Raw genomic sequence first — 26,396 nt, 5'->3', positions numbered from 1 at the left:
TTCCGGAGATGCGCCATCGCGGCTGCTGGTGATGCGCCTTCGCCTTCGGGGCGCGCCCAAATATGGTTCCCCAGCTATTTGCGTCTTCCCGGTAACCCTTTACAGTGGAAACACTAAGCATGCTTTCTAATTCTGGAGGTTGACCTGATGCGAAAAGTTTCCGCGCTTGGCGTGATGACCGCGGCCCTGCTGGCCCTGGCCGGCTGCTCGGGAGGTGGCGGCGGCTCCGCGAGCCCTTCCGGTACGGCGACGGCGTCTGCGTCCGCCAGCAAGACCGCCGAAGCCAAGGTGTACTCCGAGGACGAGCTCCGCAACCTCATCTCGGGCATGAAGGACGATGACGGCAACGAGCTGAAGCTCTACTCGAAGGAGCAGGTGGACCAGGGCGGGAACATCGCCAACCTGCTGATGAGTACCGCAACCATCGATCCGAAGGAGTGCAAGGACATCGCAACCGCTGGCCTGCTGGACAAAGTGGAGAACGGTGACGTCGCCGTCGCGCTCTCCCAGGGCAACCAGCCCCGCACGCTCTCCGCACAGTCCGGCGGCAGCGGCCCGGATGCGGTGAAGACCCTGGAGGACATCAGTGGCAAGATGGGCCAGTGCGCAAAGTTCTCGGTGTCTGCACTCGGCCAGAAGTACGACGTTTCCAGCGAAGAACTGAAGGCGGAGACCGACGCGGACAAGACGTTCGGCACCGTCAGCACCCGGAGCGGGGACAACCAGCAGAAGCTGATGCAGGTTTCCGCCGCCCAGGGACGCTTGCTCGTGGTTGCCACCAAGAGCGGCACCGACCTGGGTGACAAGGACCAGAAGGAGCTTGAGAACCTCATCAACGATGTGTTGGCGAAGGCAGGGGGCGGCGCAACCTCCACCGCCACCAGCTCTTCCGGCGGTTCAATGGGCACATCCTCCCCGAGTGCCACGTCCACGGCTTCGGCCACGGCTTCGTCGACGATGTCCTCGGGAGTGGGGACTTCGCCGTCTCCGAGCGCTTCCCGGTAGCGGGCGCAAAGAAAGGGAGGGGCAGGACCTTATGGTCCTGTCCCTCCCTTTCTGCGTTGTGGGGTGCCTACTCGGGTTTGCTGCCGAGTCCCACGCGGTTGCTGTTGACGACGGGAAGCTCGGTGACCATCTCGGGGGTGGGTGCGCCGCGGAACTTCGGCGACGGATCCTGTCCCGCACTCAGCCGCTCGAGCTCCTGGCCCTCGAAATCCTCTTCCTTGCCCAGCAGGATCGCCGAATCGTGGTTGGTGATCTCGCCCCTGAAGGCGCGCAGCATGACGTTGCGGTCGAACTGGCCCTCCCACTTGGAGACGATGAACGTGGCGACGCAGTTGCCGAGCAGGTTGACCACCACCCGCATGGAGTCCATGAGCCGGTCGGCGCCCAGGAGGAGCGCGACGCCGGCAACAGGGAAGATGCCCAGTGCTGCGGCGGTTGCCGAAAGGGCAAGGAAGGAGGAGCCGGGAACGCCGGCCATGCCTTTGGAGGTCAGCAGCAGCACGCCGAGGGCGGCCAGCTGTTGGCCCAGGTCCAGGTTGTGGCCGAAGGCCTGCGCCAGGAACAGCAGGGAGATGGACAGGTAGATTGCCGCGCCGTCAAGGTTGAAGGAGTAGCCGGTGGGGACTACCAGGCCGGTGGTGGCCCGGGAACAGCCGGCGTTGGTCAGCTTCGTCATGATTCTGGGCATGACGGCCTCGGTGGAAGCCGTGCCGAGGGCCAGGAGGAATTCCTCGCGGGTGTACTTCAGGAAATGCCACAACGGGACGCGGGCGAAACCCCAGGCAACGAGGAACAACAGGCCGATGAATACCACCGCGGCGCCGTAGCAGGCGGCGATGAGGAGCGCGTAGGTGCTCAGTGTGTCCAGCCCGTACTGGCCGATGATGAATGCCATCGCTCCAAACGCGCCGATGGGCGCGACCTTCATGATCCAGGCCATGATCTTGAAGACCAGTTCCAGGACGGTCTCCATGAGGCTGATGACAGGCATGCAGCGCTCGCGGCCGATCACGACGATGGCTGCGCCGAAGAACACGGAGAAACAGAGGACCTGGAGCAGGCTGTTGCTGGCGAACGCGCCGATGACGCTGGCGGGAATGACATCCAGGATGAAGGACGCGGCATCCTTCGGGGCCCCCGAGCCGGTCTTGGCATCCAGGTCAGCCTGGGACAGGGTGGCGGGGTCGATGTGCAGGCCCGCGCCGGGCTGGACGATGTTGCCCACGATCAGCCCGAAGACCAGGGCGAACAGTGTTGCCGCCGTGAAGTAGAGCAGGGCCTTGACCCCAACCCTTCCAACCGCCTTGACGTCGCCAACGGCCGAAATTCCGGTAACGATCACCAGGAAGATCAGCGGCGCGATGATCATCTTGATGAGTTTGATGAAGCCATCTCCGAGCGGCCTCAGTTGTGATCCGAGGTCCGGCCAGAAATGCCCGATGAGGACACCTGCCACGACGGCGATCAGAATCTGGAAGAAGAGCGACTTATACAGCGGCTTCCTCTTCGCGGGCACCGAACTCGCCTTCAGTGCCTCAGGGTTTGGGATCTTCATTGACCTTTGCCTATCAATTGGGAACAACCCGTTTGCGGGGCTAAGTCCAACGTAATCCCGGTCACACTCATTCCGCAAGAGGGAATTCCATTTCCGTATGACGGAATGCCTAGGAACGTTTTGTGACTGGCGCGGACAGTCCCACGAGCCCCGCCAACTGTTCCGCGAGCTGCGCCGCAGGGGCGGACGCATCGACCTTCGTGAAGCCCGCGTACTCCGGCAGTTCCCGGTATGCGGCGTGGAAAGCGGTGAGATCCGCAAGGCTTTCCCGGTCCGTGCCGCGCGCTGTGATCCGCCGGTGCGCTTCGGCAGGGTCGAGCTCCAGGTGGAAAACCGCGTCCGGGCGCGGAAGGCGGGCCAGCAGCCACGGCATGAAGCGCCCCCGGGGCATGCCCCTGGCGGTCCGGAGCGCCAGTTGGCAGTACAGGTGCCGGTCCATGACCACCAGCCCGTCGAAGCGGCATGCGCGCAGGTGCGAGGCCAGCACGTTCCACACGCGAAGGGAGCTTTCGACGGCGTCAGCCAGGCGGCCAGGCAATGCCAGTCCCAGCCGGGCGGAGAGGTTGGCCATGCTCCGCCTGCCCGCGTGGTTGCTGAGCAGCAGGGCGTGCCCGCCCCCTGCGTTCACCGCTGACACCAGGGTGCGGGCCGCAGTGGACTTTCCCGATCCGTCGATTCCCGTGAGGACAATGATCACCCGGCCTCCTTTCGCCGATGGGTTTAACGGCGCGGGCCGTCCCAACGTCCCGGATGAGCTGCAATTCACAGCTTCGGCACAGCGCGCGGGCACGGCGACGGCCCGCCGGCTTTCGCCGACGGGCCGTCGATTCGCGCTGCTGGGCAGGTGCTTTACATGATGCCGGTGGGAACCAGCAGAGCCCAGGCCAGCGCCGGGGCCACCAGGACCACGCCACCTGCGTAGAACATGAGCTGCTTGTACACGCGCTGCCGGTCGTCGTCGCGGGCGTTGGCCACCACCAGCGCACCGTCCGTGGAGAAGGGGGAGACGTCGACGACGGTGGCCGCGATGGCCAGCGCGGCAACGGTTCCGGAGGCGCTGAGGGAGCTCGTGGCCAGCAGCGGGCCGGCGAGGGGAATGAACGCGGTCAGCAGGGCCGTGGACGAAGCGAAAGCGGAACCGACGCCGATCACGTAGCACAGGACCAGGGCGATCAGCAGCGGCGCACCCAGGGCCAGGGCCTGCTCGGCGAGGGTATCGATGACGCCCACGTGCTCCAGCAGGGATACGTAGGTGATCATGCCTGCAACCAGCAGGACAGTGGACCATGAGATGCCGCCAATGAAGGTCTTGTGCTCCTTGATGTTGATGAAGGCAAGGAGCAGGCCGGCGGAAAGGGCAACGAAGCCAATCGGCATGCGGAAGCCCAAGGTGCACACCAGCATCGCGGCGATCAGTGCCAGCGTCAGGATCTGCTGGCCGTGGGGGCGGCCGGCGGAGGACGTGTCGATATCCACGTGCACGCCGCTGGCGCCGTCACGCAGCTTGCCGATCAGGGCGAACACGATGATCGTCAGCACGGAGAGAATAAGGTTCAGGGCGAAGCTGGCCAGGAACAGGCCGCCCTGGGAGATCGGGAAGTCGTTCTTCAGGGCAATGTTGTGAACCAGCACGCCGGCCACGGACAGCGGGGAGAAGCCGCCGGCGTGGGCACCGTTGATGATGAAGGCGCCCATGACCACCGGGTGGATGCGGGACTCGTAGGCGAACCCGATGGCCGCGGGAGCCAGCAGCGCGATGGCAGCCGGCGAGAAGGTGCCCAGCGCGGTCAGTGCCGCGGCGATCAGGAAGAACACCCACGGAAGCAACAGCGTCTTGCCGCGGACCATGCGCACGCAGCCCTTGACGATGATGTCGATGGTGCCGTTGCGCTGGGCCATGCTGAAGAAGTAGGTGACACCGATAATGGTCAGGACAATGCTGGCGGGGAATTCCTCGAGGATCTGCTTGTCCGACATCCCCAGCATGAAGTAGCCGACGCCGAACGAGGCCACGAGCCCCATCACACCAATGTTCAGCGGCCACTTGGTGGCGACGACGAACATCACCACAAGGATGACCAGCGGAATGATCTGGGTGGCTGTCATGGTCGGCTCCGAACTCGTGGCGGCAGCCTGGTTGAAGATGCCGCCGCCGAAGAACAGGGCAACTACAGCCAGGATGGCCACGCCGGCCACCGTCCACAGCAGGATACGGCGCCGGGAGGAAGTCCGTGCGGGACGCTCGTCCAGTGTGTCGTTTACGGGCGCAGCGGTGCGCTCCGCATCCTTGGTCAGAAGGGTCTTAGTCATGATGGGCTCCTCAAAGGGTAGCGCCCGCGAGGGAAGCAGCGACGTCGCTGCCGGACACCTCGGGCAGATGGATGATGGTGGTGGCGATGGTGCGGGCGGTACGGTCGACCCCGACGAGCAGGCTTCCGGCGTGCTCCTCGCTCCAGGTCTCGATCACCCCGGCGGGAGTGCGGAGGCGCAGCGTGCTTCCAGTGGCGTCAATGGTCATGGCGTTAAGCACCGTGCCGGGCGTGCGGGCGGCCAGTGTCAGTGCGATGCTGCCGGTAATGGCCAAGGCGGGATGGGGCTTGCCCATCGAGAGCATCATGACGTTGATATCGCATGCCGGGTCCGCGTCGGTCCGCGGGCCAACGATGGCGACCTTGGGGATGGCGCGTGCCGCTGCCGCAGTGGTGGGAGCCAGTCCCATCCGGACCGCTGCCTGCCGGCGGATCTGTTCCAGCGTGCCGAGTTGTTGCTCCACGCCCGCCTGCCAGCTGTCGTAGCGGCCCGTGTCAAGGCCCAGTTCCCCGGCCTGGACCATCACAACGGGAGCTCCTGCATCCACCATGGAGACTGTCCAGCGCGTCCCGCCGGCTGTGATCACATCCGTTGAAGCACCGGTGGGCAGCAGCGCCCCGGTGGTCTTGCCGGCCGGATCCTGGAAGCCGAGCCCCACGAGGTGGCCCGGGAAGGGGACTCCGGGCATCTCCGCGGCGGGGGAGTCCGGCAGGCCGCCGTTGGGCGTGGCCACGCGCTGCACGATGATCTGGCCCGTGTTGGTGTTGCGTGTGACAATCCGGGTGACGTCCCCGGTGGGAACCACCCACCCCTTCTCGATGGCGTACAGTCCCACCACCGCGGAGCAGTTGCCGCAGTTGCTGCCCCAGTCCACGGCGGCCTCTTCGATGCCCACCTGGGCGAAGGTGAACTCGATGTCCACACCGTCCTCGGCCGGGCGGTGCAGGATCACTGCCTTGCTGGTGGTGGAGGTCGCTCCGCCCACCCCGTCGATCTGGCGGGAGTCGGGGCTCCCGAACAGGCGGGGCAGCAACACGTCCAGGCCGACGCCGCCTTCCTGGAGGTGCCCAGCCTCAAACACCCAGCACTTGCTGGTGCCGCCGCGCATCCATTCCGCTTCAAACCTCATTGTTGTCCCACATCTCCTTGTGCCTGGTTTCCTCTGGGGCGCCTACATCGAGAATGAGCCAGCTCACAAATTAAGACAATGTTCGATACTTGTGGAGGGTTGTAGGATTGCTTCAATCACTTGCAGCAGAAGGTGAGCGAAGGCAAAAATGCTGGTCGCTTGCCCGGATTTTTGGCTGTTTTCCCGGGTCCTTGCACTGATCCTGCAGGTGATTCAACAATCCAGCAGGAGGGTTAAGCGATGCTTCAGGAAGACGACGACTATTTGTTTGACATCAGGCGGCTCTCGCTGCTGATGGAGGTGGTGGAACAGGGGTCCATTACCGCCGCCGCCGACCTGCGCCTGTACAGTCCCTCCGCAGTCTCGCAACAGCTGCGCAAGCTGGAGCAGGAAGTGGGCCAACCCCTGCTCAACCGCCGCTCCCGTGGTGTTGTGCCCACGGAGGCGGGCCAGATGCTCGCAGCCCATGCACGGAAGATCGTGCGGCAGATGCGGGCAGCCCAGGCCGACCTGAACCAACTCGCCGGCCTCAAGCGGGGATCCCTCACCGTGGGTACGTTCCCCACCCTGGCCGGTTCCTTCCTGCCGCTTGTCATCCGGGCATTCAAGAAGCGCTACCCCGCCATTGGCCTGTCGCTGCGAAGCGCGCGGTTCGATGAGCTTGTGGCTGACCTGGAGTCCGGGGTGACCGGATTGTGCCTGCTGTGGGACTACCCCTGGAACCCCTTCCATGACGACGCCATCCGGGTCACCGAAGTGTTCCGTGAAAGCACCGTGGTGCTTGTGGCCCGCGGACACCGGCTCGCCGAACGGGAAGAGGTGAGCATGGCGGACCTGCGCAACGAATCGTGGATCGTCCGAGCGGAGGCGCACCCTGTGGTGGAGGTACTGCAGCGGTCGGCCCACGACGCCGGGTTCGAACCCGCCATTGCCTTCCAGGCCAACGACTACCAGGAAGCCCAGGCCATGGTCAGCGTGGGAATGGGGGTGGCCATGGTTCCCAAGACCGCTGTGGCACTCCAGCACCCGGACGTACGGATCCTCAGCCTGGGGGAGGCAGCCCCGCTGCGCCGGGTGCTCCTGGCGCAGCGGCAGGACAAGGTCTACGCCCCGGCCGAGGTCGCCTTCCACTCAACCCTGTTGGAAATCGCCCGGGAACGGGCAGCGGATTACCTGTAGACCGTAGGGTGGAAAGCGGACCGGGTGCACGCCCGGCCATGCAAGGCAGTTCCCAGGTGAAAGGCAGGACCATGACCGTTTCCAGTGACGATCCCCAGAACGCCGCAGACCTTCGCGGGCCCGGCGACCCGGACGAGGCGAAGGACGCTGCCAGGAAGGCGCCGCAGTCCGGCCAGCACCCCGAGCAGCCCGGTGCAGCGAACATCCGCGAGGAACAGCAGGCCCATGCAGCCGGCACCGTGCCGGCGTCGTATGTTGGAGGCGGCGCAGCGGGTCAGGAGCACAAGCCCGAAGAGGCCGTGGAGGAGTCCGGAACCTGGGATGACGAAGTCTGACCATGCTCACCCGCGCCGATATTGACCAGGCCGCGCAGCGGACCGCCAGCCTTCTCCGCAGGACACCGGTGCTGGCGGCAGACAGCGGGACCGGACCGGGACAGGTGTGGTTCAAATGCGAATTCATGCAGCACACCGGAACATTCAAGGCCCGGGGCGCGCTGAACCGGATCCTGGCGAGCAAGGAGCGCGGGGAACTAAGGGCGGACGTGGGCGTGGTGGTGGCATCGGGCGGCAACGCAGGGCTCGCCAACGCCTATGCAGCCAAGCAGCTCGGGGTGCCGGCCACCGTCTTCGTCCCCGAAGCGGCCCCGGCCGTCAAAGTTGCCAAGCTGAAGGCGATCGGTGCCACCGTAGTCCAGGGCGGCGCCGAATATGCCGCCGCCTACCAGGCCGCCATTGTGCACGCCGAGGAAAGCGGGGCGGTTTACTGCCATGCCTATGACCAGCCCGAGATTGCTGCCGGTGCCGGAACCGTGGGCTCCGAGTTGCTCGAACAGGTTCCGGACGTGGACACCATCCTTGTGGCCGTGGGCGGTGGCGGGCTGATGGCAGGCGTTGCCGCTGCGGTCGAAGATTTCGCCAAAGTGGTGGCCGTGGAACCGGAATCGGCCCCCACCTTGCACGCCGCGCTGGCGGCAGGGGAGCCTGTGGACGTCGCTGTGGCGGGCGTTGCCGCGGACTCCCTGGGGGCCCGCCGCATAGGCGGCATCGGCTTCTCCGTCGCGGTCCGCTGCGGCGTCGAAAGCGTCCTGGTCTCCGACGTGGACATCACCGCCGCGCGCTCCGCGTTGTGGAACGACTACCGGATCGTCGTCGAGCACGGTGCCGCGGCAGCCTACGCGGCGCTCACGTCAGGCGTGTACGTGCCGGCGGAGGATGAACGCGTTGCCGTCATCCTCTGCGGCGCCAACACGGACCCGGCAACGCTCTAGGCCATCGGAAAAGGGACCGGGCGCCCGCAAAGCAGAGCGCCCGGTCCGTTCACGAAGGGTCCTAGCCGGCGGCCTGGCAGAACTTGGTGTAGGTGCTGCCGGCTTCCTGGTAACCGGACTGGAGGTCGGCCAGCTTCTCCTTGTCCGGGTTTTCCTTGGCCTGCTCGTCCGTGTAGGCAAGGATGGACGCCAGGGCGGGCTTGAGGTCGTCCGAGGCCACCGCGTGGATGGGGCGGATCTGGTTGGCGAGGTTGTTCATGCCCGTCTTGCCGGCGTTGTTGGCGGGGTTCGACACAACGGCCTGGATCCGCTCGCAGGTCTCAGCGGTGGTCAGTTGATGGGAAGCGGAGCAGGCCGTGGCGGAAGCTACGAGGCCGGCGGCAAACAGGGCTGTGGCGAATTTCTTCATGGGTCCCTCGGTAGTGGTCAGAGGTTCCGATTGTAAGCAGATTAGGTAGCCCCATGCCTTCGCGGGCCTTTCTGCAGAGCTTAAACTGGCAACACCAATCGTGCGGAGCTGCCGCAGATGGGCCCCGCGCGCATCAGCACCAGACTAAGGAACCAGCATGCGCCGATCAATACGACGGCGGGCCGCAGCGGGACTTGTGGCCGGCTTTGCCTTGCTTCTCCCCACGGCCCTTCCGGCCCTGGCGGACCCGCCTTCCGGCGTCATAGAGCTCGACGGCGCCACCTCCGCCGAGGGCATCGCAGCGGGCGAGGGGAAGACTTTCTATGCGGGCGAGCTCACCACCGGCGACATTTTCCGCGGAGACATCCGCAAAGGCACGGCCAGCCGCTTCATTGACGCACCCGCGGGCCGTGCCGCCGCCGGCATGAAAGCCGACACCTGCAACGACCTACTGTTCGTTGCGGGCGCAGGCACCGGCAAGGCATTCGTCTACAACACGGACACCGGCAAGCCCGTGGCGGACGTCAAACTGGGGTCGGGGTTCATCAATGACGTCACGCTGACCGGGGACGGGGCGTGGTTCACCAACTCGATGGCCGCCGAACTCTACTTCCTGCCCGTGGGTGACGGCGGCAAACTCGGCAAGGTCCAGACCCTCAAGCTGAGCGGCCCGGCCGCCGAACTCACGCAGGGCTTCAACCTCAACGGCATCGCCGCGACCGGGAACGGCAAGACGCTCATCGTTGCGCATTCCACGAATGGAGCATTGTACACGGTCAATCCGAAGACGGGCGAGAGCGCCGTGATCAAGGGTGTCAGCGTCCCGTTCGTGGACGGCATCCTGGTGCATGGCGATGACGTGTGGGCGGTCCAGAACATGCTGAACCAGATCGCCCGCATCGACCTGACCAGCGACCTGTCCTCGGGTGTCCTGAGGGACACCATTAAGAGCCCGGACTTCAACGTGCCCACCACTGTGGCCCGGTTCGGGAACACACTGGCCGCAGTGAACGCCCAGTTCAACCAGCCGCCGAGCCCGTTCGAGGTGGTCCTGGTTCCCGCGCACGACCCCGACCTTTAAGGGCGAAACTGGCCGGCAGTACGGACTGCCGGCCAGTTTGGTGGGCGGCAGCGTCAGACGGTGCGCGTCGCCTTCGCCAGGTTGTCCTTCAGCTCCCCGGCGGTCTGCCGCTTCACGTAGGCCGGGCGGTCCCGCTCCACACGCCAACTCTCGGAGAGCGGGCCGACGTCCACGGTATCGAAGCCGAACTCGTCGTACAGCCGGGTTACCAGTTCGGCCGCTTCCGGGTAGTCGCTGGCGGTGGCCAGCGCGCGCCGGTCCTCGGTCCCGGCGGGACTTCCGTCGGTGGTGATGTCCCTGGCCATGATGTGGTTGAAGCCCTTGGCCACCTTGGAATCGGGGAGGTGCTCCTGCAGCAGCCCTGACGTGGTGGCCTCGCCGTTGTCCAGGGCGGGGATGCGGCCGTCCCGCTCCCAGTAGTAGTTGTTCGTGTCGATGACGATCTTGCCGGCGAGGGGCTCCACCGGAATGTCCTTGTAGTTCTTCAGCGGCACCGTGACCACGGCGAAGTCGCCTGCGGCTGCCGCTTCGGCGGCGGTGGCCGCCCGTGCCTTCGGGCCAAGTTCCGCCACCAGGTCCGTCAGGGTTTCCGGCCCCCGGGAGTTGCTGATGACCACGTCATAGCCCAGTTCCACCGCCTTCCGGGCAACCTGGCTTCCGATATGTCCTGCACCGATGATTCCGATTGTTGTCATATGGGCGGCAACAGCGGCCTTCGCGCGGATATTTCAGGCACTTTTGGGGAATAAACCGGCCCTCGTGCGGCTACTTTCCCAGATAGCGTCCGGGCCGGTGGTTCAGCGCGAGGATGAGGTTCAGCAGGGTGGCACCGGCCGCGGACAGCAGGACCATCAGTGGCGGAACCAAGGCCAGCGCGGCCAGCACTATGGCCACATCCAGCACCATCTGCACGTAGCCGGCCCGCCACTTCAGTTTCTCCTGCAGCAGCAGGGCAAGGATGTTGAAGCCGCCCAGGCTGGACTTGTGCCGGAACAGGATCAGCAGCCCGACGCCGGCCAACAGGTTTCCGCCCAGCACACCGTACAGGGGGTCAATGTGCAGCGACCCGAGCGCGGCGGGGTGCAGGCTGGCCATTACTGAGACCAAGGCGATGGCGGCGCCGGTCCGAAGGGCGAAGTTCCAGCCCTTCTTCCAGATGGCCAGCCCGAAGAACGGCAGGTTCACCCCGAAGAAGATGACGCCGAACGGCAGTGGAACGGTGTAGCTGAGCAGCAGTGCCAGGCCGGCGGTTCCACCCGTGACGGCGGCGCTGGACTTGAGCAGGAACAGCCCCAGTGAGGCGGCGAACGTGCCGGTCAGGATGCCCAGGACATCCTCCACCACGGAATGCCGGACGGCCGACGGCGGCGCGGCGCCTGCCGCCGTCGCGGCGCCTGCCGCCGTCGTGGTTTCTGCAACGGGTGTAACGGCGGTGCTCATTGCCCTGCGCCTGATGCAAGCCCGAACCGCCCGCGGTCGGCCAGGACAGCCAGGACCCTGTTGTTGGTCTCGGGGTCGGCGAGCGTGATCCGGACACCGTCCACGGCGTAGCCGCGGGCCAGGATGTCGGCCTCGCCGAGGGCGGCGAGGAGCCGTTCCCGGAGCTCATCGGAAGTGCGAAGCCAGTAGAAGTTCGCCTGGCTGTCCGGCACGTCCCAGCCGTAGCCGCGAAGGGCTTCGAGAACCCGTGTCCGTTCCGCAGCCACCGCATCCGTCCGCTCACGGATTTCCTCTTCGGCGGCCAGCGACGCAACCGCGGCAGCCTGCGCCATCCTGTTGACGCCGAACGGCACGGCGGTACGGCGCAGGCCCTCGGCGATGTCAGGCCGCGCGATGGCGTAGCCGACCCGCAGTCCTGCCAGCCCGTAGGCCTTCGAGAAGGTACGCAGGATGCAGAGGTTGGGGTAGCGGCGGTAGAAGTCCAGCGCGTCCACGCCCGGGCCGCGCTGGAATTCGATGTAGGCCTCGTCCAGTACCACGAGCACCCGCGGCGGCACGGACCGCAGGAAGCGCTCCAGCGCATCCCCGCTGATGGACACGCCGGTGGGGTTGTTGGGCGAGCACAGGATCACGAGGCGCGTCCGGTCCGTGATCGCCGCGGCCATGGCATCGAGGTCGTGGTGTTCGTCCGCCAGCAGCGGCACGCGGACGGAGACCGCACCGGCCACAGCCACCAGGATGGGGTAGGCCTCGAAGGACCGCCAGGCGAACACCACTTCGTCGCCATGTCCGCACACCGCTGAGATGATCTGCTGCAGCACACCGGAGCTTCCCGGCCCGGCGGCAACTTCATCGGCGTCGACGCCGTGATGCTGCGCGATTGCTTCCCGTGCCTCCACGGCACCCATGCTGGGGTAGCGGTGGATGCGGCCGGCCTCGGCGGTGATCGCCTCCACCACCGATGGCAGGGGAGTGAAGTGGCTTTCGTTCGAGGCCAGGGCCGCGGTCAGCTCAGTCTGCGCGCTCCTGCCAGCCACGTAGGCGGGGAGCTGGGCGACGGCGGCACGCACTTCGGGTACGGCGGTTTCGGGAAGGGTGGTGGTCATGCACAGCATGGTGGGGCAACGCAGGACGTCTGCGCAACACGGCCTTCCCCAGCAGGACAGATCCGGGTACATCGAAGTAATCCGGTGGCAAAATGCTCAGTATGCACCTCATTGATGCCCTAGACGCAGAGATCCTCCTCACACTGGACCGCGACCCCCAGGCGACCGTCCTGTCCCTGTCGAGGTCGCTGGGCGTGGCGCGCAATACCATCCACGCCAGGTTGCGCCGGCTGGTGAACGACGGAAGCCTGGCCCCGTTTAGCCAGCGCGTCCGCACCGCAGCCCTGGGCCTTCCGTTGACCGCTTTCATCTCGATCTCCATCAGCCAGTCCTCCAGCGATGCCGCCGTGGCCGCGCTGCAGGACATTCCGGAAATCATCGAGATGCACGCCACCACGGGCGATGCCGACCTGCTCGCAAAGGTGGCCGCGAAAGACCCGGCCGACCTGCACCGGGTGACCAATGCGATGCTGGCGATTGCCGGCGTCGTCCGCACCAGTACGGCGATGTCCCTGGTGGAAGTGATGCCCGCCAGGACTGTGCCGCTGCTGCAGGCGGTGGCGGCGAGGTAGCGCGGGCGGTGGTTTTCGGTGTGTGCACAAGCAAACGTAACTGAACAATTTCTCCCAATCACTTCGGTCAAACCCTTGACCAGGATTGTCATGCGCTGATAAACCTAGAGGGCGGAAAGCGCTTTCTAAGCGCAGCGGACCCCATGTCAATCACACGTCAGGGGAGTTGCTGCTGCGCGGTTGAAACGTTCCAAACTCGCGTGCGGCAGACTCAGCTGCCGCCGCATCAAAGGAGATGTTCTTTTGGCAAACCCCTCAATATGTTCCTTGAGAAACCGCGCTGGCCGGGCATGGAAGGCTGCGCCCGCCGGGGCCGCAGCCACGCTGACGGCGGCAGCACTGGTGTTCACCGGTGTTCCCCTCGCTGCGGCCGACCCCGATCAACCCAATCCTGCTGCGAACGGAGTGGCGCCGCAGTCGCAACCCAAGCGCCAGGTGGAAAACCTGGACCGGGCGCCCGTCGCAGTGCTGACGGACCAGGGTGTCAACCTCGGCTGGCGGATGCTGGGCCTGGACAGGGACAGCGTGGGCTTCCACGTCATCCGGGACGGCGTCCAGATCACCGACGAGCCCATCCGGAACACCACCACCTACGTGGATCCGGCAGGGACGGCGGACTCCAAGTACGTCATCAAAACAGTGGGGAACGGCAACGGGCAGGACAAACTCACCGCCGAATTCAGCCCGTTGGCGCAGAACTACCTGCCCATCAAGCTGGACAAGCCGGCTGACGGCGTCACCCCCGCCGGGCAGGCCTACAGCTACACCGCCAACGACTCCAGTGTCGCTGACCTGGATGGCGACGGCACCTACGAAATCATCCAGCTCTGGAACCCCACCAACGCGCAGGACAACTCCAAGTCCGGCTACACCGGCAACGTCTACGTGGACGCCTACAAGGTGGACGGCACCAAGCTGTGGCGTATCGACCTGGGCCGCAACATCCGCGCCGGGGCCCACTACACCCAGATGCTGGCCTACGACTTCGACGGCGACGGCAAGGCCGAGGTGGCGTTCAAGACCGCGGACGGCACCACCGACGCGGCGGGCACGGTCATCGGGGATCCTGCAGCGGACTACCGCACCAGCGCCGGCTACGTGCTGTCCGGCCCGGAATTCCTCACGGTCTTCAACGGTGCCAGCGGCACCATCATGGACACCGTCCCCTATGACCCGCCGCGCGGCACCGTGTCCGCGTGGGGCGACAGCTACGGCAACCGGGTGGACCGCTTCCTCGCGGGCGTGGCCTACCTCGACGGCGAGCACCCCTCCATGATGTTCAGCCGCGGCTACTACACCCGCACCGTCCTGGTTACCTACGACCTGGTGAACGGCAAGCTGGCCAAGCGCTGGAAGTTCGACTCCGACGCGGCGGGCGCCGAGTATAAGGGGCAGGGCAACCACAACCTGTCCGTGGCGGATGTGGACCAGGACGGCAGGGACGAGTTCGTCTTCGGCTCCATGACCATCGACGACGACGGAACCCCCCTGTACAACACCAGGCTCGGCCACGGCGACGCCATCCACACCGGCGACCTCGACCCGTCCCGCCCGGGGCTGGAGACGTTCGCGGTGCACGAGAGCATGTCCGCCAGCGGCAACCGCGGCGCCACGTTCCGTGACTCCGCCACTGGCGAGGTGCTCTGGAGCATCCCCGCCGTCAAGGACACCGGCCGCGGCGCCACCGGCGACATCGACCCGCGCTTCCCGGGCTCCGAGAGCTGGGCCGTGGGCGGCGACGCCGCGTGGAACTCGCCGGTGGGCTACCTCATGTCCGCCAAGGGCGAGCGGATCGGGGACAAGATCCCGGCGGCCAACTTCATGGCCTGGTGGGACGGCGACCTCCTCCGGGAAATCGTGGACCACGACTTCGATGCCGGGGCAGGCATGGGCGTGCCCACCATTTCCAAGTGGAACTGGGAAACCCAGACCAGCGACCGGCTCCTGACGGCCGCCGGTGCCCGCACCAACAACCACACCAAGGGCAACCCGTCACTCCAGGCGGACCTCCTCGGCGACTGGCGTGAGGAACTGGTCTTCCCGTCGGCTGACAGCACCGAACTGCGGATCTACACCACCACCTCGCCCACCGAGGTCCGGCTCCGCACCCTGATGCACGATCCCATGTACCGGACGGGCGTTGCCCGGGAGACCGTGGGCTACAACCAGCCGCCGCACCCCAGTTTCTTCATCGGCCATGACATGCAGGCCCCGGCCATGCCGTCCGTGTTCTACGCGGGTGACGCGAAGTAGTTCATTCCCGTTGACGCGAAAGCGCCGCCCGCCTCGGGGGAGAGGCGGGCGGCGCTTTGGCATTCACCGGCTAAAGCCGGGGCCGATCCGGCGGGGTCGCTCCGGCCGGCTTAGTGCCCGCCGAGGTTGCCGCCCACTGGCGGCAGTCCGCCGTCGGACCGGCGGTCGTCCTCGCGCCGCTCGCCGGCGCTCAGGTTCTCGCCTTCCAGGGTTTCGTCGGACTCGCCCGTGGCGTCCACCAAGCCGTTGGTCTGGTCGAACGGGTGGCCGATCCGACCGTCGTCCAGGTCGCCGATCGAGCCCGATGCTGGCGCAGTGCTTGCCGCCGGGGTCTCCGATTCGGTCCATGCTGCGCCGGTGGTGGCCCCCGTGGTCAGCGGTTCGGCAGGAACGACGGGCTCCACCGGGGTGGCTTCCGTGACCGTCACGTCGCGGGTTTCTTCCTTGTTGCCGCTGGCGGCCATAGCTGCCGCGGCACCTGCCGCCGCCGCGACACCAAGGCCTGCGGCCATCTTGCCTGAAACGCCGGCCTTGCCGGAGTCACCCAGGGATGCCCCTGCGTGCTCCACGCCGGGCGATCCAACCGTTGCGCCGGGGTTGACGGCGCCGCGCCATGCACCGCTGGCGTAGCCTTCGTCCTCGATGAACTCCTTGAACCGCTGCAGGTCGGCTTCGGCCTGCCGGTCCACGACGTTGAGCTTGTCGCCCACCTTCTCAATCAAACCTTCGGGCTCGTATTCGAGCGTCAGCTGCAGCGACGTCTGGCCGCCACCCACGTCCTCGAATTCCACGGCGCCGGCGTTCGTGGCGCCTTCCGTGGCGGCCCAGGCAACCTTGCGGTCCGGGACCTGTTCAAGGATCTTTGCTTCCCACTGGCGGCGGACGCCGCCGATCTCGGCCACCCACTCCAGCCGGTCGTCGCTGAGTTGCGTCACGCTCTTGACGCCGCCCATGAAGTGCGGGAATTCCTCGAACTGGGTCCACTGGTTGTAAGCCGTGCTTACCGGAACGTTCACCAGAATGCGTTTTTCCACCTTCGTGCTCATAACGTCTCCTTCGCAGTGTTACCGGAAAGCCGATGAGTCAGTAAAAATCATCAGCATGCTTACCAACATACCTTTTGGCCGCCCCTGCCGCCACCCTGATTCCTGACCCAACTGGGTAGCAGTAAGTGTCGTTGCGAACCCTCAAAACGACACTTACTGCTACGTACTTGGGGCCGGGGCGGGATGTCAGCGCAGGTGCTTGCCCACCAACGCCAGGTTCTGGATGACCGCGAGCCCGAACTGGGCGGTGTCATTGGTGGAGACGGTGGGGGCCTCGTCCACCGGCAACAGCACATGCGGCGCCCGGATCTTCCGCAGCGTGAAGGCCGAGTCGTGGTTCAGGTGCTCCCCGCCCTCGGCGAAGCTTTCCCACGTCCGCCCGGCCAGCTCCGGATCCCCCAGTCGGGCGGCGGCATAGGCGGTGAGCCGGCTATGCGCCTGGGTGAGGTAGATGCCCGGCAGCGGCTGGCCCACGGCCTCGATCTGCTCCTCGGGCGTGGCCAGGAACAGCCGGCAGTACTGCAGCCAGGCCCGTTCGAAGTCCGGGTCATCCACCAGGTCCACCAGCTCGCTGCAGATCTCCACCAGCCCGAACACGGCGCTCAGGTGCGACACCGAAATCTGCTCCCGCCGGGTATCGAAGCGGCCCGTGTCCAGGCTATACAGGGCTTCGCCGGTGAGGAAGCCGTACTTGAGGGCGCCAATGTCCGCCATGGTGCCCAGCAGCCGGTCGCGGGACCGCGGGTTGCCGGTGCGCTCCCAGTCGGTGAGCCAGGTTGCCGCGAGGGAACCCCAGTCCGTGCCGAGTCCCACGCCCAGGGCGCCGCGGTCCGGGCGGTAGGTGGCTGCGTCGGGCCGTACCTTGCGCACGGGGTCCAGGCCCAGGAAGTTCTGGTCGCTGTCCACCAGTTCGGCGAGGAGGTCGCCTGTGCGTTCGTCCGCCGTCAGGTAGTAGTAGAAGCGCCGGTAAGCGGGCGTGCTGATCCGCAGCTGCTTGGCGCTGCAGCCCCAATGCTGGACATTATGCCGGGACCCCAGGCCCTTCCACGGCCCCAGGTGGTAGACGTCCACCTCGCCGGTGTGCCGGGTCATGGCCTCGGCGAACCGGAAAATGTCCGCCCGGCCGGACCGCAGGTAGGAGTACCAGAGCCATAGGTCCGGGGAGAGTTCCGAGTTGTCCCATGCATAGCCGCCCACGTCATAGCGCCACACATGCCGGTCGAAGTCGTAGGTGTGCATCACGTCGCCGTAGTTCCAGAACCCGTACCACCGGCGCTGTTCCACCTGCCCGGCGTAGAAATCGAAGAGGAAGTCCAGCCGGTCCTCCAGCCTGGCCCGGGCCGGAGTGCTGCGGTCCACCGGATCCCAGTCGCCGAAGACGCCCGCGGAGTGGAGGTACTCCGGCGTGGCCTGCAGCAGGGCCGGTGTGGCGGCGGCTGCGGCATCGGCTGCGAGGCTTTCGGTCGGCGGGGTGCTGTTGTAGGCGAAGAGAGTTAACTCAGATGTGCGGGCAATGCCTGTTGGAGTGCCGAAGCCCGGCTCGTAGTCCTCGTAGGTGACTTCCAGTCCTTCGAGCTGCTCCTCGAACGTGTCCTGGCCCAGGCCGTCGTGGTAGAAACGCAGGTCCATGGGCTGCGCTTCCGGGGAGTAGAGCCAGGCGGTGAGGGTGGCCTCGCTGGCGGCCGCGCCACGGATGTCCAACTGCCCGGGGTGCGACTGCCAGAAGTCCCTGATGCCAACGCCGAGCCCGCCGCGGGTATCGCTCAGCGCGCAGAACCCGGCCGACCGGGTCCCGCCGGAAATACCCACCCAGCCATGGCCTGGAGCCGTCCGCTTGCGCAGTTCGAAGCCGTCCGCGGTGAGTTGGGCGAGGGTGTAGTCGCCCCAGGTGGGGATAAGGTGCAGCCGTTCGGAGACCTCCGGGTTCCAGGTTTCCGGCGGGGGAGTGGGCCTGCCGGCAATCTGCGCTTCGCGGACCGCCCCGCCCGGATCGCGCCGCAGTCCGGTCAGGCCGCGGACAGCTTCGGTGAGGAAGCCGCCGTGGGCCCCGGCGATGCGCACGTGCCGGTCATGCAGGTCGGCCTCGAGCGGGACGGTGAAGCGGACGCCCAGGCCGGCCAGGAAGTCGCGCTCCGCGTCGCCGTCCCAGATGAAGGAGTGGACCATCCGTACGCTGCGGGCGTTGGCGTAGAAGTAGAACCGGACCACGAAGGGCAGCCACTCCCGCCCGCCGCCGGGCGCATCCGGGCGGTGCCGGCCTTCCAGCCGGACCACGGCGCGGACCGGCCCGTCCTGTTCGACGGCGACGTGGGTGACCTCGCCGGTGAAGGCGTCCCGGCGTGCAGTCCCGGCTCCTTCGGGGACGCCGTCCTGCAGCAGGCTGACCAGCCGGGCGTCGCGGGCAACTTCCCGGCCGTCCCGGGAAAGGCTGCTGAACAGGGTGCTGCCGCTGCGGTTGATCTCCATCTGCAGGGTGCCGGTGTCCACCGTGAGGGCGCCGGCACCTTCGGTGACGGTGACCCGGGCAGTGGACGACGCCGGCTGGCTGGCTCCGGAAGGTGCCGCGCCGCCGTCGAACGTCACGTGGTAGCTGCCGGAGGGTGCGTCCGTGGCGCCGAGCGCAATGCCCGCCCACTTCAGGGACCCGTCCGGCCACGTGGCCAAGGGCCACGCCTGGCTGGTGACGGGTTTGCCGTCGGCATCCTGCACCGCCAGGCTGCCTGACCCGCTGACTGTTCCGCGCGCGAAGGGCATGCCCCACGTGGTTCCGCCGCTGATCCCTGCCGGTGCCCCGCCGTCGATCCACCTGATGAGCGTTTCCGCCATGTGCTTCAACTCCGTTGTCTTGTGCCCGCTGTTTGAAAGCGTTTTCTGATACGTTTCAAAATAGTCCGCAGGCGGAGGTGCCGCAAGGGTGGACCAGAAGATTGGCCGCACAGGAAAACCTCGGGACCAAAGACTCTTAGTCCGCGCAGTGCGGGAGTTGAAGCTGGAACTGTACGAGGCAATGCTGCAGGAACGGGGCTAACTGCATTTCGGCATCCGCCGAGTACGCATAACCAGCACCGCACCACATTGAGGAAGCAAAAATGTCTGCGTCATCAGCGCATCCCGGCGTTGGCGCGAGCCACCACCGCACTGCAATCGAACTCACTGCCCTTGTTTCCGGCGGGGTCTTCGCCCTTGTGGGCATCCTGGGATTCATTCCCGGCGTCACTACGAACTACTCGCAGCTGGCCTTCGCGGGTAACGCCTCCGGCGCCCTGCTGCTGGGTGTTTTCCAGGTGTCCATCCTGCACAACATTGTCCACCTGCTCTTCGGCGCGGCGGGCCTGATCATGGGCCGGACCGCAGCCCAGTCCCGGTACTTCCTGCTCGGCGGCGGCGTCGTGTACCTGGTGATCTGGCTTTACGGCCTGTTGATCGACCAGGCATCGGCGGCCAACTTCATCCCGGTCAACACTGCGGACAACTGGCTCCATGCCGTACTGGGCGTGGCGATGATAGTCCTCGGCTTCGTGCTGGGACGCAACGAAGCCGGCACTGAACGGAGGAGCTAGCTTTTCGCTTCGGCCCCGTCGTCGTCCGGTCCTTCGGCGGGGTCCTGGCTGTGCACCCGGATGTCGGCCGGGTCCGCATCGGGATCGCCTTCTGCGGGTGATTCGGCGTGGACCCGGTCGTCGTCGTCCCGTGAATGGTCTTCGGTCATGGCTGCTCCTTAAAGAGCCTGGGGAGTTGCGCTACCCATCATTCAGCGCCCAGGCGCGTGGCCTGTCAAGCACTTCCCGCCTTTGCTCCTGCTCTGGTCGGGGACGGCTGTCTGTGTTGGACTGGGGAGGCAGTGGGCACCACTCCCGTTCAGGGGCGGTGCTGTTTCCAGTCACCGTACAGCCAGCCGGCGTGCTCCGGCTGTTGGAAAGGAACACGCATGGCAACGTACAAGATCGGGTACTTCGTGGGCAGCCTGGCGAAGGGCTCCATCAACAGGGTCCTGGCCAACGCCTTGATCAAACTCGCACCGGAGGAACTGGAGTTCATCGAGATCCCCATCACGGACCTACCGTTGTACAGCTACGACTACGACGCCGATTTTCCGCCCGAGGGGCGCGCCCTCAAGGATGCCATCGCAGCCGCGGACGGCATCCTGTTCGTTTCCCCCGAATACAACCGTTCCATTCCCGGCGCGCTGAAGAATGCCATCGACTGGGGTTCGCGCCCGTGGGGCACCAACTCCTTCGCGCGCAAGCCCACGGGCATCATCGGGGCATCCCCGGGCAGCATCGGCACGGCCGTCATGCAGTCCTCCATGCGTGCTGTCCTGAGCTTCCTGGACGCCCCGCAGTTGAATGCCCCGGAGGCGTACGTCAAGTACGATCCCGCCGCTTTCGGGGACGACGGCGAGGTCAAGGATGAGTCCACCGCCAAGTTCCTGGGGCACTACATGGAGGAGTACGCGGCGTTCGTGGCGCGTGTCCTGGCTGCGAACGCACCGGGCCACATCGGCGACCTGCAGCCGGATTCGGCCAAACTGTCCCGGTAGGCATACGGATGCCCGCCGTCCCAGCAACGGCGGGCATCCGAGTGTGTGGGCTCTGGTTCGTGGACCAGGGGGCCGGGATCAGTCCAGGGGCAGCGTCACCGTGACGCTGGTGCCGTTGCCCGGGGCGGAGGAGATGTCCACGGAACCGCCGGCCTCCTGGACGGCCACCGACATGAGGCGCAGTCCGTAGCCGTGGTGCCGCCCGCACGTGGCGCGCTGGCTGTCAAAGCCCGTGCCGTCGTCGGACACTACAAGGCGGATGCCGTGGTCAACGGCGGCCAGCTGGATGTTAAGCGAGGACGCGGCGGAGTATTTGTAGGCGTTGCTGAGTGCCTCGCGGGCGGACTGGTAGAGGAGGGACGCGCAGTCCGCCGGGATCTCGATGCCCCAGTGTGGAGTATCCCAGTGGACCGACGTCCCTCGGTGGCGCAGGGGCGCGGTGAGCCGGTCGATGCAGCCCGCCAGCCCCAAGGTGTGAAAATCCAGCGGCCGCTGGTCCGTCAGCACGCCGCCGATGGTTGTGACTTCGCTGTCCAAGGCTGTTTGGTGTCCCATGACTTCCTGCTCCCCAAGCTGGTTTGTCTGATGGCTCCAGCGTGCGCGTGCAAGTTCTAGGTGCCGCAAGGTTTGCCGCAAGATCCCATCAATTCTGCGCGTGGGGCGTGACGGGAATAGTCTGGCGTCTTGACGGGTCGGCAGCCTCCACCTGACCGGCCGTTGTTTCATTCCTGCGGAGCTGGGGACGGAAGGCTTATGCCTACTTGGTTAATGTCACTCGTATGGGGCACTGGTGCCGGCGCGGCCCTGGTCCTGGGATCCGCTGTGTCGTGGCGGTGGTCGATCCCTTCCAAAGTCGTGTCCACCATCATGGCGTTCGGCGCCGGGGTGCTGATCTCGGCCCTTGCGTTCGAACTCGTGGATGAGGCCGTGAAGGGCGGTGGCCTATGGCCCACGGTGGCCGGCTTCCTGGCCGGGGCGGTGGTGTACGTGGGGGCCAACATGCTGCTGTCCCGGGCGGGCGCAAAGCACCGCAAGCGGTCCGGGGGCCAACAGCCCTCGGAGCAGGACAACCCGGGCAGCGGCACCGCAATCGCCGTCGGGGCGCTGCTGGACGGTGTCCCGGAATCCGTGGTCCTTGGCGTCGGCCTGCTGGCGGGGGGAGCGGTGAGTCCCGCCATGCTGGCCGCCGTCTTCATCTCGAACGTACCGGAGGGGCTCTCGGGAACGGCGGGCATGAAGAAGGCCGGACGGAGTGTGGGCTACGTATTCGGCCTGTGGGGGAGCATCGCGCTGCTCAGCGGGCTGGCGGCGCTGCTGGGATACGTGGCACTGGAGGATGCGCCCGAAGAACTGGTGGCATTTATTACCTCGGTGGCCGCCGGCGGCATCCTGGCCATGCTGGCGGACACCATGATTCCGGAGGCCTTCGAGGAGCACCACAACCTCACCGGGCTGACGGCGGCCGTAGGCTTCCTGACGGCGTTCACTGTTCATCATTTGGGGTGACCCGCGCAGGTATTAGGCCCCCGCCAGGACCGGCGAGGCGAGCCGGCCGTCCCGCATGGTGGCCACCGCATCAGTGAGCGGCACGAACTCGGTGTCGTGCGTGACCAACACGGTTGCCACCGAAAATTCGCTGGTCACCTGCCGGAGCAGGCCGACAATGGCGGCGCTGCGGTCGTGGTCCAGCGCCGCCGTAGGCTCATCCACCAGCAGCACCTTGGGACTGCCCATGAGTGCCCGGGCAATGTTCACGCGCTGGCGCTGCCCGCCGGAAAGCTGGTGCGGCAGTTTCCGCGCGCTCGAGGAAAGTCCCACGATGTCCAGCAGCTCGTCTGCTTTCGCCCGGGCCGTCCTGGCCGGTTTCCTGCGCAGGTGGTCGCTGATGATGAGCTGCTCGACGGCGGTCAGCGAGGGCAGCAGGTTGGGCTGCTGGAAGATGATGCCCACCTTTTCCCGCCGCAGCGCCGCGAGTTCCTTTTCCTTGAGGCCCGCGGTATCGGTGCCGTCGATGACGACCTGCCCGCGGGTGGGGCGGACCAGCGTGGCGGCAACGGCCAGCAGGCTCGATTTTCCGGAGCCGGAAGGCCCCACGAGTGAGACGACCTTGCCTGCATGGGCCGTGAGGTTGACCCGGTCCAGGGCGGTTGTGGTCCCGCCGCCGTCCGGATATTCGAGGGTGACGTTGACCAGGGACAGGGGAACGGGGGCGGACATCGGGAAGTTTCCTTTCAACGGTGCGGGTACTAGTTACCGCCGAGCGCCAGGAGCGCGTCGACCTTGGTGGCGCGGCGGACGGCGAGGGCGGCGCCGGCGAGTCCCAGGGCGACAATCCCGACGACGGGAAGCACCGTGGTGGCCAGGTTCAGCTGGAACGGGGCGGCTTCGGCGGCGAGGAACCCGGCCGCCACACCAATGGCCCCGCCGACGGAGGCGCCCGCTGCCAGAACGATGGCGGCCTGGGTGATGGCGTCCCGGAGGATGTAGGAGCCGGGGGCGCCCATGGCTTTCAGGACGGCGATGTCGCGGGTGCGCTGGATGGTCCAGACGGTCAGGAACGCCACGATCACCAGTGAGGAGATCCCGTACAGGAAGGCCTGCATCAGGGTCAGGGAGCCGTTTTCGCTCTTGAAGGAGCCGAGGGCCTGGAAGGAACCGGTGCGGGACTCGCTCACGGTGTTTGCCGCCACGTCCGCGGCGGCGCCGTCCACCGTGGCCCCGTCCGCGTAGGTGACGGCAACGACGGTGGCCACCTGGCTGCCGTCGGACACGTGTGCCGCCTTGGCCCATGCCGGCAGGGCTGTCCACACGACGCTGGTGTGGGCGTACCACTGGTCCGGCACCACGGCAGCGACGGAAACCTCTACACCGCCCAAGGACACGGTGCCGCCCTGGCCCACGGACAGGGCCTCCGCCACTGAGGCACCCAGCACGGCGGTCCCCGCGGACACGTCAACCGGCGCCAGGGCGCTGCCGGGCGACACCCCAAAGACCGCCACGTTCGCCGTTCCCGAACCATCCGGGGTCTGCGCCCGGGTCTGGGTGATGCCCAGCGGGTCGGCGGACTGGACGCCGGGCTGGTTCCGCCAACTCTCCACCTGCGCGGCCGTGACGGAGCTTTCCGTGTACGACGCCTTGGGGGTGCCGGTTCCGGGGGCGCCGAAGGCGATGGTGTCCACCGGTTTGTCGGCTGCTGCGCCCAGCTTGCCGATGGCGGATGTCGACTGCTCCGCCAGGCCAGCCGTCAGGCCGGACAGCATGACGAGCAGGAGGGTGATCAGGGCTACGACGCCGCCCATCATGGCGAACCGGCCTTTGGCGAAGCGGATATCGCGGATTGCCAGGAACACGTTGTTCTTCTCTCAGCAGGGGTGGATTCTTTTCGTCCTTCCACTCTCCCGGCAGGTACTCCGCGCTCCATCACGGATACGGTTGATCCCCTGGAATGGAACGGTTGGTCCGGGAGTCAACCATTCGGTTGATCCCGGGGAACCGATCGCGGCATAAGCTGAAGAAATGCCTGCCACGCCCCCGCCGCCACCCTTGACGACGGCCGCCGGCGTTCCGGCGAAGGGGCCCCTGAACGCCCTGGAAAATGCGTCCTCGGCGGCGATCCTTCGCATCCTGCGGGTCACCCTGCACACCGGATTCGCCATACTCCTGGCCGTGGCCCTGGTCCGGATGCTGATGGCCGGCGGTCCGCTGCGCTGGGTGTGGGCCGGCGCCGCCGTCGTCCTTGCCGCTGTCTACCTGGCCGGGACTGTCCTGGAGAAGCGCCATGCGGAAGGCCGCGTTGCCTTCAACCCACGCCGCTACGGGCTCCTATGGCTTGCACTGGTCACGGCACTGTGGGTTTTCCTGCTTGCCGGGAGCGCCGACTTCGCCTGGCTGGCCTTCCCCATCTTCTTCCTCCACCTGCACCTGCTGCCACGGCGCGCCGCGCTGCTGACGATCGCGCTGATGACCCTCGCCGTCATCGCCTCGCAGTGGGCTGTCAGCGGCATGCCGGTCCCGCACGCGGCCGCCGTCGTGGGCCCCCTGCTGGGAGCCATCTTCTCCGTGATCACAGGGCTTGCCTATGCCGCGCTCTACCGGGAGGCCGAAAACCAGCGGCGCGCGGCGGACGAGCTGCGCCGCACGAGGGAGGAACTGGCCCGCTCCCAGCACGAGGCCGGCATGCTGGCCGAGCGGGAGCGGCTTGCCCGCGAAATCCACGACACCCTGGCCCAGGGGCTGTCCAGCATTGTGCTGCTGGGGAGGGCGGCCGGGCAGTCCCTCGCCGACGGGGACACCGTCACGGCGTCGTCGCGGCTGGAGCTGGTGCAGCAGACCGCGGCGGACAACCTGGCCGAAGCGCGCAGCTTTGTCCGCGGCCTGTCCTCGCCGCAGCTGGAGGGGACCTCGCTGGTGGAGGCCCTGCGCCGGCTGTGTGCGGCGACGGAAACCGGTGCCGCCGCGTCCGGGCTGCCGCTGCGCTGCCGCCTCGAGGTGGACGGCGAGGCCCGGGATATGCCGCAGCCTCTCCGCGTCGCCCTGCTGCGCGCAGCCCAGGCGAGCCTCGCGAACGTCCGCGAACACGCCCGGGCCGCGAACGCCGTCGTCACCCTCGCCTTCCTGGGAACCGGGGTGACTATAGACATTTACGACGACGGCACGGGCTTTGATCCCTCCACTGCGGATGGCGCCGCTCATGCTCCGGACGGCAGCGGGTTCGGGCTGCGCTCGGTGCGGGAGCGTGTCGCCGCGTTAAACGGATCGCTGACGGTGGAATCCGCGCCTGGTGAGGGTACGGTGGTGGGCATCCGGCTGCCGCTGGACGGGCCCCATGCGTGAGGTCCGGGTCCTGCTGGTTGATGACCATCCCGTGGTCCGCGCCGGCCTGCGCGCCATGCTGACCGGGATCGAGGGGGTTTCCATTGCCGCGGAGGCCGCCGACGGGAAAGCGGCCCTGAAGGAGCTGGCGCGGCTGGCGGCGCTTGGCGAACCGGTGGACGTTGTGCTCATGGACCTGCAGATGGGGGAGGGGATGGACGGCGTCACTGCTACGGCCGGCATCCGGAAGCTCCCTGCTCCGCCCCGCGTGCTGATCCTCACCACCTACGACACCGATGCCGACATCCTCGCGGCAGTGGAAGCCGGGGCCAGCGGCTACATGTTGAAGGACGCACCGCCCGAACAGCTCCGGCAGGCCGTCCTGCAGGCCGCGGCGGGCGGGACGGTCTTGGCACCGCGGGCGGCGGCGTTGTTGATGGACCGGATCAGCAACCCGGGCATGTCGTTGACGCCGCGCGAAGTGCAGTTGCTGGAGCTGCTGGCCACGGGGCTGTCCAACCGGGCCATCGCCAAACAGGTCTTCATTTCCGAAGCCACCGTCAAGACCCACCTGGTGCACATCTACGGCAAGCTCGGCGTGGACAACCGGACGGCCGCCATAGCCGCGGCAACCCAGCGGCGGATCATCCGGCCGCCGGGCGCCAAAGGGTGACCTGTGGGCACACGAC

At 66.8% G+C, this 26,396-nt stretch carries 26 protein-coding genes; 12 read left to right on the top strand and 14 right to left on the bottom strand.

Translation table 11 applies throughout. The annotated features are described in order from the left end of the window. The first annotated feature begins 147 nt into the window (after nt 1-147). Nucleotides 148-1,005: a hypothetical protein gene (locus K4G53_RS00775; protein ID WP_260322966.1), complete on the top strand. Its 858-nt coding sequence runs from the start codon at nt 148-150 to the stop codon at nt 1,003-1,005. Between the two features lie 67 nt (nt 1,006-1,072). Here the strand turns inward: K4G53_RS00775 and K4G53_RS00770 are convergent, their stop codons facing one another. From K4G53_RS00770 to K4G53_RS00755, 4 genes are all read right to left on the bottom strand, one after another. Beyond that, nucleotides 1,073-2,560: a cation:dicarboxylate symporter family transporter gene (locus K4G53_RS00770; protein ID WP_221383588.1), complete on the bottom strand. Its 1,488-nt coding sequence runs from the start codon at nt 2,558-2,560 to the stop codon at nt 1,073-1,075. A 109-nt stretch (nt 2,561-2,669) separates the two neighbouring features. Further along, nucleotides 2,670-3,257: an AAA family ATPase gene (locus K4G53_RS00765; RefSeq protein ID WP_221383587.1), complete on the bottom strand. Its 588-nt coding sequence runs from the start codon at nt 3,255-3,257 to the stop codon at nt 2,670-2,672. A gap of 152 nt (nt 3,258-3,409) precedes the next feature. After that, on the bottom strand, nt 3,410-4,666 hold the full coding sequence (locus K4G53_RS00760; RefSeq protein ID WP_374226132.1) for an SLC13 family permease: 1,257 nt from the start codon (nt 4,664-4,666) through the stop codon (nt 3,410-3,412). A gap of 214 nt (nt 4,667-4,880) precedes the next feature. Next, nucleotides 4,881-5,999 (bottom strand): PrpF domain-containing protein, encoded by a 1,119-nt coding sequence (locus K4G53_RS00755; RefSeq protein ID WP_221383585.1) that lies wholly within the window; start codon nt 5,997-5,999, stop codon nt 4,881-4,883. Nucleotides 6,000-6,239: 240 nt separating this feature from the next. Here K4G53_RS00755 and K4G53_RS00750 point away from each other — a divergent pair, with 240 nt between their 5' ends. The 3 genes from K4G53_RS00750 to K4G53_RS00740 all read left to right on the top strand — a co-directional run bounded on the left by K4G53_RS00750 (nt 6,240) and on the right by K4G53_RS00740 (nt 8,448). Continuing rightward, complete coding sequence (locus K4G53_RS00750) at nt 6,240-7,178, top strand: LysR family transcriptional regulator (RefSeq protein ID WP_221383584.1); 939 nt, start codon at nt 6,240-6,242, stop codon at nt 7,176-7,178. Nucleotides 7,179-7,249: 71 nt separating this feature from the next. Further along, a complete protein-coding gene (locus K4G53_RS00745; protein WP_221383583.1) occupies nt 7,250-7,513 on the top strand; it encodes a hypothetical protein in 264 nt (87 codons plus the stop codon). Nucleotides 7,514-7,515: 2 nt separating this feature from the next. Then, nucleotides 7,516-8,448 (top strand): threonine/serine dehydratase, encoded by a 933-nt coding sequence (locus K4G53_RS00740; protein WP_221383582.1) that lies wholly within the window; start codon nt 7,516-7,518, stop codon nt 8,446-8,448. Between the two features lie 61 nt (nt 8,449-8,509). On the opposite strand, the gene K4G53_RS00735 is transcribed toward K4G53_RS00740, so the two are convergent. After that, nucleotides 8,510-8,857: a hypothetical protein gene (locus tag K4G53_RS00735; protein ID WP_221383581.1), complete on the bottom strand. Its 348-nt coding sequence runs from the start codon at nt 8,855-8,857 to the stop codon at nt 8,510-8,512. A gap of 157 nt (nt 8,858-9,014) precedes the next feature. Between K4G53_RS00735 and K4G53_RS00730 the strand changes: the two genes are divergently transcribed. After that, nucleotides 9,015-9,938 carry a YncE family protein gene (locus K4G53_RS00730; protein WP_221383580.1) on the top strand — a complete coding sequence of 308 codons (924 nt, stop codon included), beginning with the start codon at nt 9,015-9,017 and terminating at the stop codon, nt 9,936-9,938. 53 nt (nt 9,939-9,991) lie between these two features. On the opposite strand, the gene K4G53_RS00725 is transcribed toward K4G53_RS00730, so the two are convergent. From K4G53_RS00725 to hisC, 3 genes are all read right to left on the bottom strand, one after another. Continuing rightward, nucleotides 9,992-10,633, bottom strand: a complete 642-nt coding sequence (locus K4G53_RS00725; protein ID WP_221383579.1) for an NADPH-dependent F420 reductase — start codon at nt 10,631-10,633, stop codon at nt 9,992-9,994. A 70-nt stretch (nt 10,634-10,703) separates the two neighbouring features. Then, the gene (locus K4G53_RS00720) at nt 10,704-11,378 is read right to left on the bottom strand and encodes a YitT family protein (RefSeq protein ID WP_221383578.1); all 675 of its coding nucleotides are present in this window, start codon (nt 11,376-11,378) and stop codon (nt 10,704-10,706) included. Continuing rightward, nucleotides 11,375-12,493 (bottom strand): histidinol-phosphate transaminase, encoded by a 1,119-nt coding sequence (hisC, locus tag K4G53_RS00715; RefSeq protein ID WP_221383577.1) that lies wholly within the window; start codon nt 12,491-12,493, stop codon nt 11,375-11,377. Before hisC ends, K4G53_RS00720 begins: the two co-directional genes overlap by 4 nt. An 83-nt stretch (nt 12,494-12,576) precedes the next feature. Between hisC and K4G53_RS00710 the strand changes: the two genes are divergently transcribed. Both K4G53_RS00710 and K4G53_RS00705 read left to right on the top strand, forming a co-directional pair. Beyond that, nucleotides 12,577-13,056, top strand: a complete 480-nt coding sequence (locus K4G53_RS00710) for an Lrp/AsnC family transcriptional regulator (RefSeq protein ID WP_221383576.1) — start codon at nt 12,577-12,579, stop codon at nt 13,054-13,056. Between the two features lie 243 nt (nt 13,057-13,299). Then, nucleotides 13,300-15,309 (top strand): rhamnogalacturonan lyase, encoded by a 2,010-nt coding sequence (locus tag K4G53_RS00705; RefSeq protein ID WP_260322964.1) that lies wholly within the window; start codon nt 13,300-13,302, stop codon nt 15,307-15,309. 110 nt (nt 15,310-15,419) lie between these two features. Here K4G53_RS00705 and K4G53_RS00700 read toward each other — a convergent pair whose 3' ends face one another. Further along, nucleotides 15,420-16,355 carry an SRPBCC family protein gene (locus K4G53_RS00700; protein WP_221383575.1) on the bottom strand — a complete coding sequence of 312 codons (936 nt, stop codon included), beginning with the start codon at nt 16,353-16,355 and terminating at the stop codon, nt 15,420-15,422. A gap of 186 nt (nt 16,356-16,541) precedes the next feature. Continuing rightward, a complete protein-coding gene (locus tag K4G53_RS00695) occupies nt 16,542-19,181 on the bottom strand; it encodes a Tat pathway signal sequence domain protein (protein ID WP_221383574.1) in 2,640 nt (879 codons plus the stop codon). A 263-nt stretch (nt 19,182-19,444) separates the two neighbouring features. On the opposite strand from K4G53_RS00695, the gene K4G53_RS00690 reads away from it, so the two are divergent. After that, on the top strand, nt 19,445-19,915 hold the full coding sequence (locus K4G53_RS00690; protein WP_221383573.1) for a DUF4383 domain-containing protein: 471 nt from the start codon (nt 19,445-19,447) through the stop codon (nt 19,913-19,915). Here the strand turns inward: K4G53_RS00690 and K4G53_RS00685 are convergent. After that, nucleotides 19,912-20,064, bottom strand: a complete 153-nt coding sequence (locus K4G53_RS00685) for a hypothetical protein (RefSeq protein ID WP_221383572.1) — start codon at nt 20,062-20,064, stop codon at nt 19,912-19,914. The genes K4G53_RS00690 and K4G53_RS00685 overlap by 4 nt on opposite strands. A 219-nt stretch (nt 20,065-20,283) precedes the next feature. On the opposite strand from K4G53_RS00685, the gene K4G53_RS00680 reads away from it, so the two are divergent. Then, entirely contained in the window at nt 20,284-20,895 is a 612-nt protein-coding gene (locus tag K4G53_RS00680; protein WP_221383571.1) for an NADPH-dependent FMN reductase, read from the top strand. A 78-nt stretch (nt 20,896-20,973) separates the two neighbouring features. Here K4G53_RS00680 and K4G53_RS00675 read toward each other — a convergent pair whose 3' ends face one another. Then, nucleotides 20,974-21,450: a sensor histidine kinase gene (locus tag K4G53_RS00675; RefSeq protein ID WP_221383570.1), complete on the bottom strand. Its 477-nt coding sequence runs from the start codon at nt 21,448-21,450 to the stop codon at nt 20,974-20,976. Between the two features lie 198 nt (nt 21,451-21,648). On the opposite strand from K4G53_RS00675, the gene K4G53_RS00670 reads away from it, so the two are divergent. Continuing rightward, nucleotides 21,649-22,401: a ZIP family metal transporter gene (locus K4G53_RS00670; RefSeq protein WP_221383569.1), complete on the top strand. Its 753-nt coding sequence runs from the start codon at nt 21,649-21,651 to the stop codon at nt 22,399-22,401. A 12-nt stretch (nt 22,402-22,413) separates the two neighbouring features. Here the strand turns inward: K4G53_RS00670 and K4G53_RS00665 are convergent, their stop codons facing one another. Together K4G53_RS00665 and K4G53_RS00660 are read right to left on the bottom strand one after the other, a co-directional pair. Continuing rightward, the gene (locus K4G53_RS00665; RefSeq protein WP_221383568.1) at nt 22,414-23,112 is read right to left on the bottom strand and encodes an ABC transporter ATP-binding protein; all 699 of its coding nucleotides are present in this window, start codon (nt 23,110-23,112) and stop codon (nt 22,414-22,416) included. A 29-nt stretch (nt 23,113-23,141) separates the two neighbouring features. Further along, nucleotides 23,142-24,245 (bottom strand): ABC transporter permease, encoded by a 1,104-nt coding sequence (locus K4G53_RS00660; protein ID WP_221383567.1) that lies wholly within the window; start codon nt 24,243-24,245, stop codon nt 23,142-23,144. Nucleotides 24,246-24,411: 166 nt separating this feature from the next. Here K4G53_RS00660 and K4G53_RS00655 point away from each other — a divergent pair, with 166 nt between their 5' ends. Together K4G53_RS00655 and K4G53_RS00650 are read left to right on the top strand one after the other, a co-directional pair. Beyond that, nucleotides 24,412-25,728 (top strand): sensor histidine kinase, encoded by a 1,317-nt coding sequence (locus K4G53_RS00655; RefSeq protein ID WP_221383566.1) that lies wholly within the window; start codon nt 24,412-24,414, stop codon nt 25,726-25,728. Next, complete coding sequence (locus K4G53_RS00650) at nt 25,721-26,380, top strand: response regulator transcription factor (RefSeq protein ID WP_221383565.1); 660 nt, start codon at nt 25,721-25,723, stop codon at nt 26,378-26,380. The genes K4G53_RS00655 and K4G53_RS00650 overlap by 8 nt, the downstream gene beginning before the upstream one ends. The last annotated feature ends 16 nt before the right edge of the window (nt 26,381-26,396 follow it).

Source organism: Arthrobacter sp. MAHUQ-56, assembly GCF_019710585.1.
Taxonomy (GTDB): Bacteria; Actinomycetota; Actinomycetes; order Actinomycetales; family Micrococcaceae; genus Arthrobacter.
This window is presented reverse-complemented; position numbering and strand designations above follow the sequence as displayed.

Coding starts and splice junctions, on each gene's coding strand:
- K4G53_RS00775 (WP_260322966.1), top strand. CDS start 148: ATGCGAAAAGTTTCCGCGCTTGGCGTGATGACCGCGGCCCTGCTGGCC.
- K4G53_RS00770 (WP_221383588.1), bottom strand. CDS start 2,560: ATGAAGATCCCAAACCCTGAGGCACTGAAGGCGAGTTCGGTGCCCGCG.
- K4G53_RS00760 (WP_374226132.1), bottom strand. CDS start 4,666: ATGACAGCCACCCAGATCATTCCGCTGGTCATCCTTGTGGTGATGTTC.
- K4G53_RS00755 (WP_221383585.1), bottom strand. CDS start 5,999: ATGAGGTTTGAAGCGGAATGGATGCGCGGCGGCACCAGCAAGTGCTGG.
- K4G53_RS00750 (WP_221383584.1), top strand. CDS start 6,240: ATGCTTCAGGAAGACGACGACTATTTGTTTGACATCAGGCGGCTCTCG.
- K4G53_RS00745 (WP_221383583.1), top strand. CDS start 7,250: ATGACCGTTTCCAGTGACGATCCCCAGAACGCCGCAGACCTTCGCGGG.
- K4G53_RS00740 (WP_221383582.1), top strand. CDS start 7,516: ATGCTCACCCGCGCCGATATTGACCAGGCCGCGCAGCGGACCGCCAGC.
- K4G53_RS00735 (WP_221383581.1), bottom strand. CDS start 8,857: ATGAAGAAATTCGCCACAGCCCTGTTTGCCGCCGGCCTCGTAGCTTCC.
- K4G53_RS00730 (WP_221383580.1), top strand. CDS start 9,015: ATGCGCCGATCAATACGACGGCGGGCCGCAGCGGGACTTGTGGCCGGC.
- K4G53_RS00725 (WP_221383579.1), bottom strand. CDS start 10,633: ATGACAACAATCGGAATCATCGGTGCAGGACATATCGGAAGCCAGGTT.
- K4G53_RS00720 (WP_221383578.1), bottom strand. CDS start 11,378: ATGAGCACCGCCGTTACACCCGTTGCAGAAACCACGACGGCGGCAGGC.
- hisC (WP_221383577.1), bottom strand. CDS start 12,493: ATGCTGTGCATGACCACCACCCTTCCCGAAACCGCCGTACCCGAAGTG.
- K4G53_RS00710 (WP_221383576.1), top strand. CDS start 12,577: ATGCTCAGTATGCACCTCATTGATGCCCTAGACGCAGAGATCCTCCTC.
- K4G53_RS00700 (WP_221383575.1), bottom strand. CDS start 16,355: ATGAGCACGAAGGTGGAAAAACGCATTCTGGTGAACGTTCCGGTAAGC.
- K4G53_RS00695 (WP_221383574.1), bottom strand. CDS start 19,181: ATGGCGGAAACGCTCATCAGGTGGATCGACGGCGGGGCACCGGCAGGG.
- K4G53_RS00690 (WP_221383573.1), top strand. CDS start 19,445: ATGTCTGCGTCATCAGCGCATCCCGGCGTTGGCGCGAGCCACCACCGC.
- K4G53_RS00685 (WP_221383572.1), bottom strand. CDS start 20,064: ATGACCGAAGACCATTCACGGGACGACGACGACCGGGTCCACGCCGAA.
- K4G53_RS00680 (WP_221383571.1), top strand. CDS start 20,284: ATGGCAACGTACAAGATCGGGTACTTCGTGGGCAGCCTGGCGAAGGGC.
- K4G53_RS00675 (WP_221383570.1), bottom strand. CDS start 21,450: ATGGGACACCAAACAGCCTTGGACAGCGAAGTCACAACCATCGGCGGC.
- K4G53_RS00670 (WP_221383569.1), top strand. CDS start 21,649: ATGCCTACTTGGTTAATGTCACTCGTATGGGGCACTGGTGCCGGCGCG.
- K4G53_RS00665 (WP_221383568.1), bottom strand. CDS start 23,112: ATGTCCGCCCCCGTTCCCCTGTCCCTGGTCAACGTCACCCTCGAATAT.
- K4G53_RS00655 (WP_221383566.1), top strand. CDS start 24,412: ATGCCTGCCACGCCCCCGCCGCCACCCTTGACGACGGCCGCCGGCGTT.
- K4G53_RS00650 (WP_221383565.1), top strand. CDS start 25,721: ATGCGTGAGGTCCGGGTCCTGCTGGTTGATGACCATCCCGTGGTCCGC.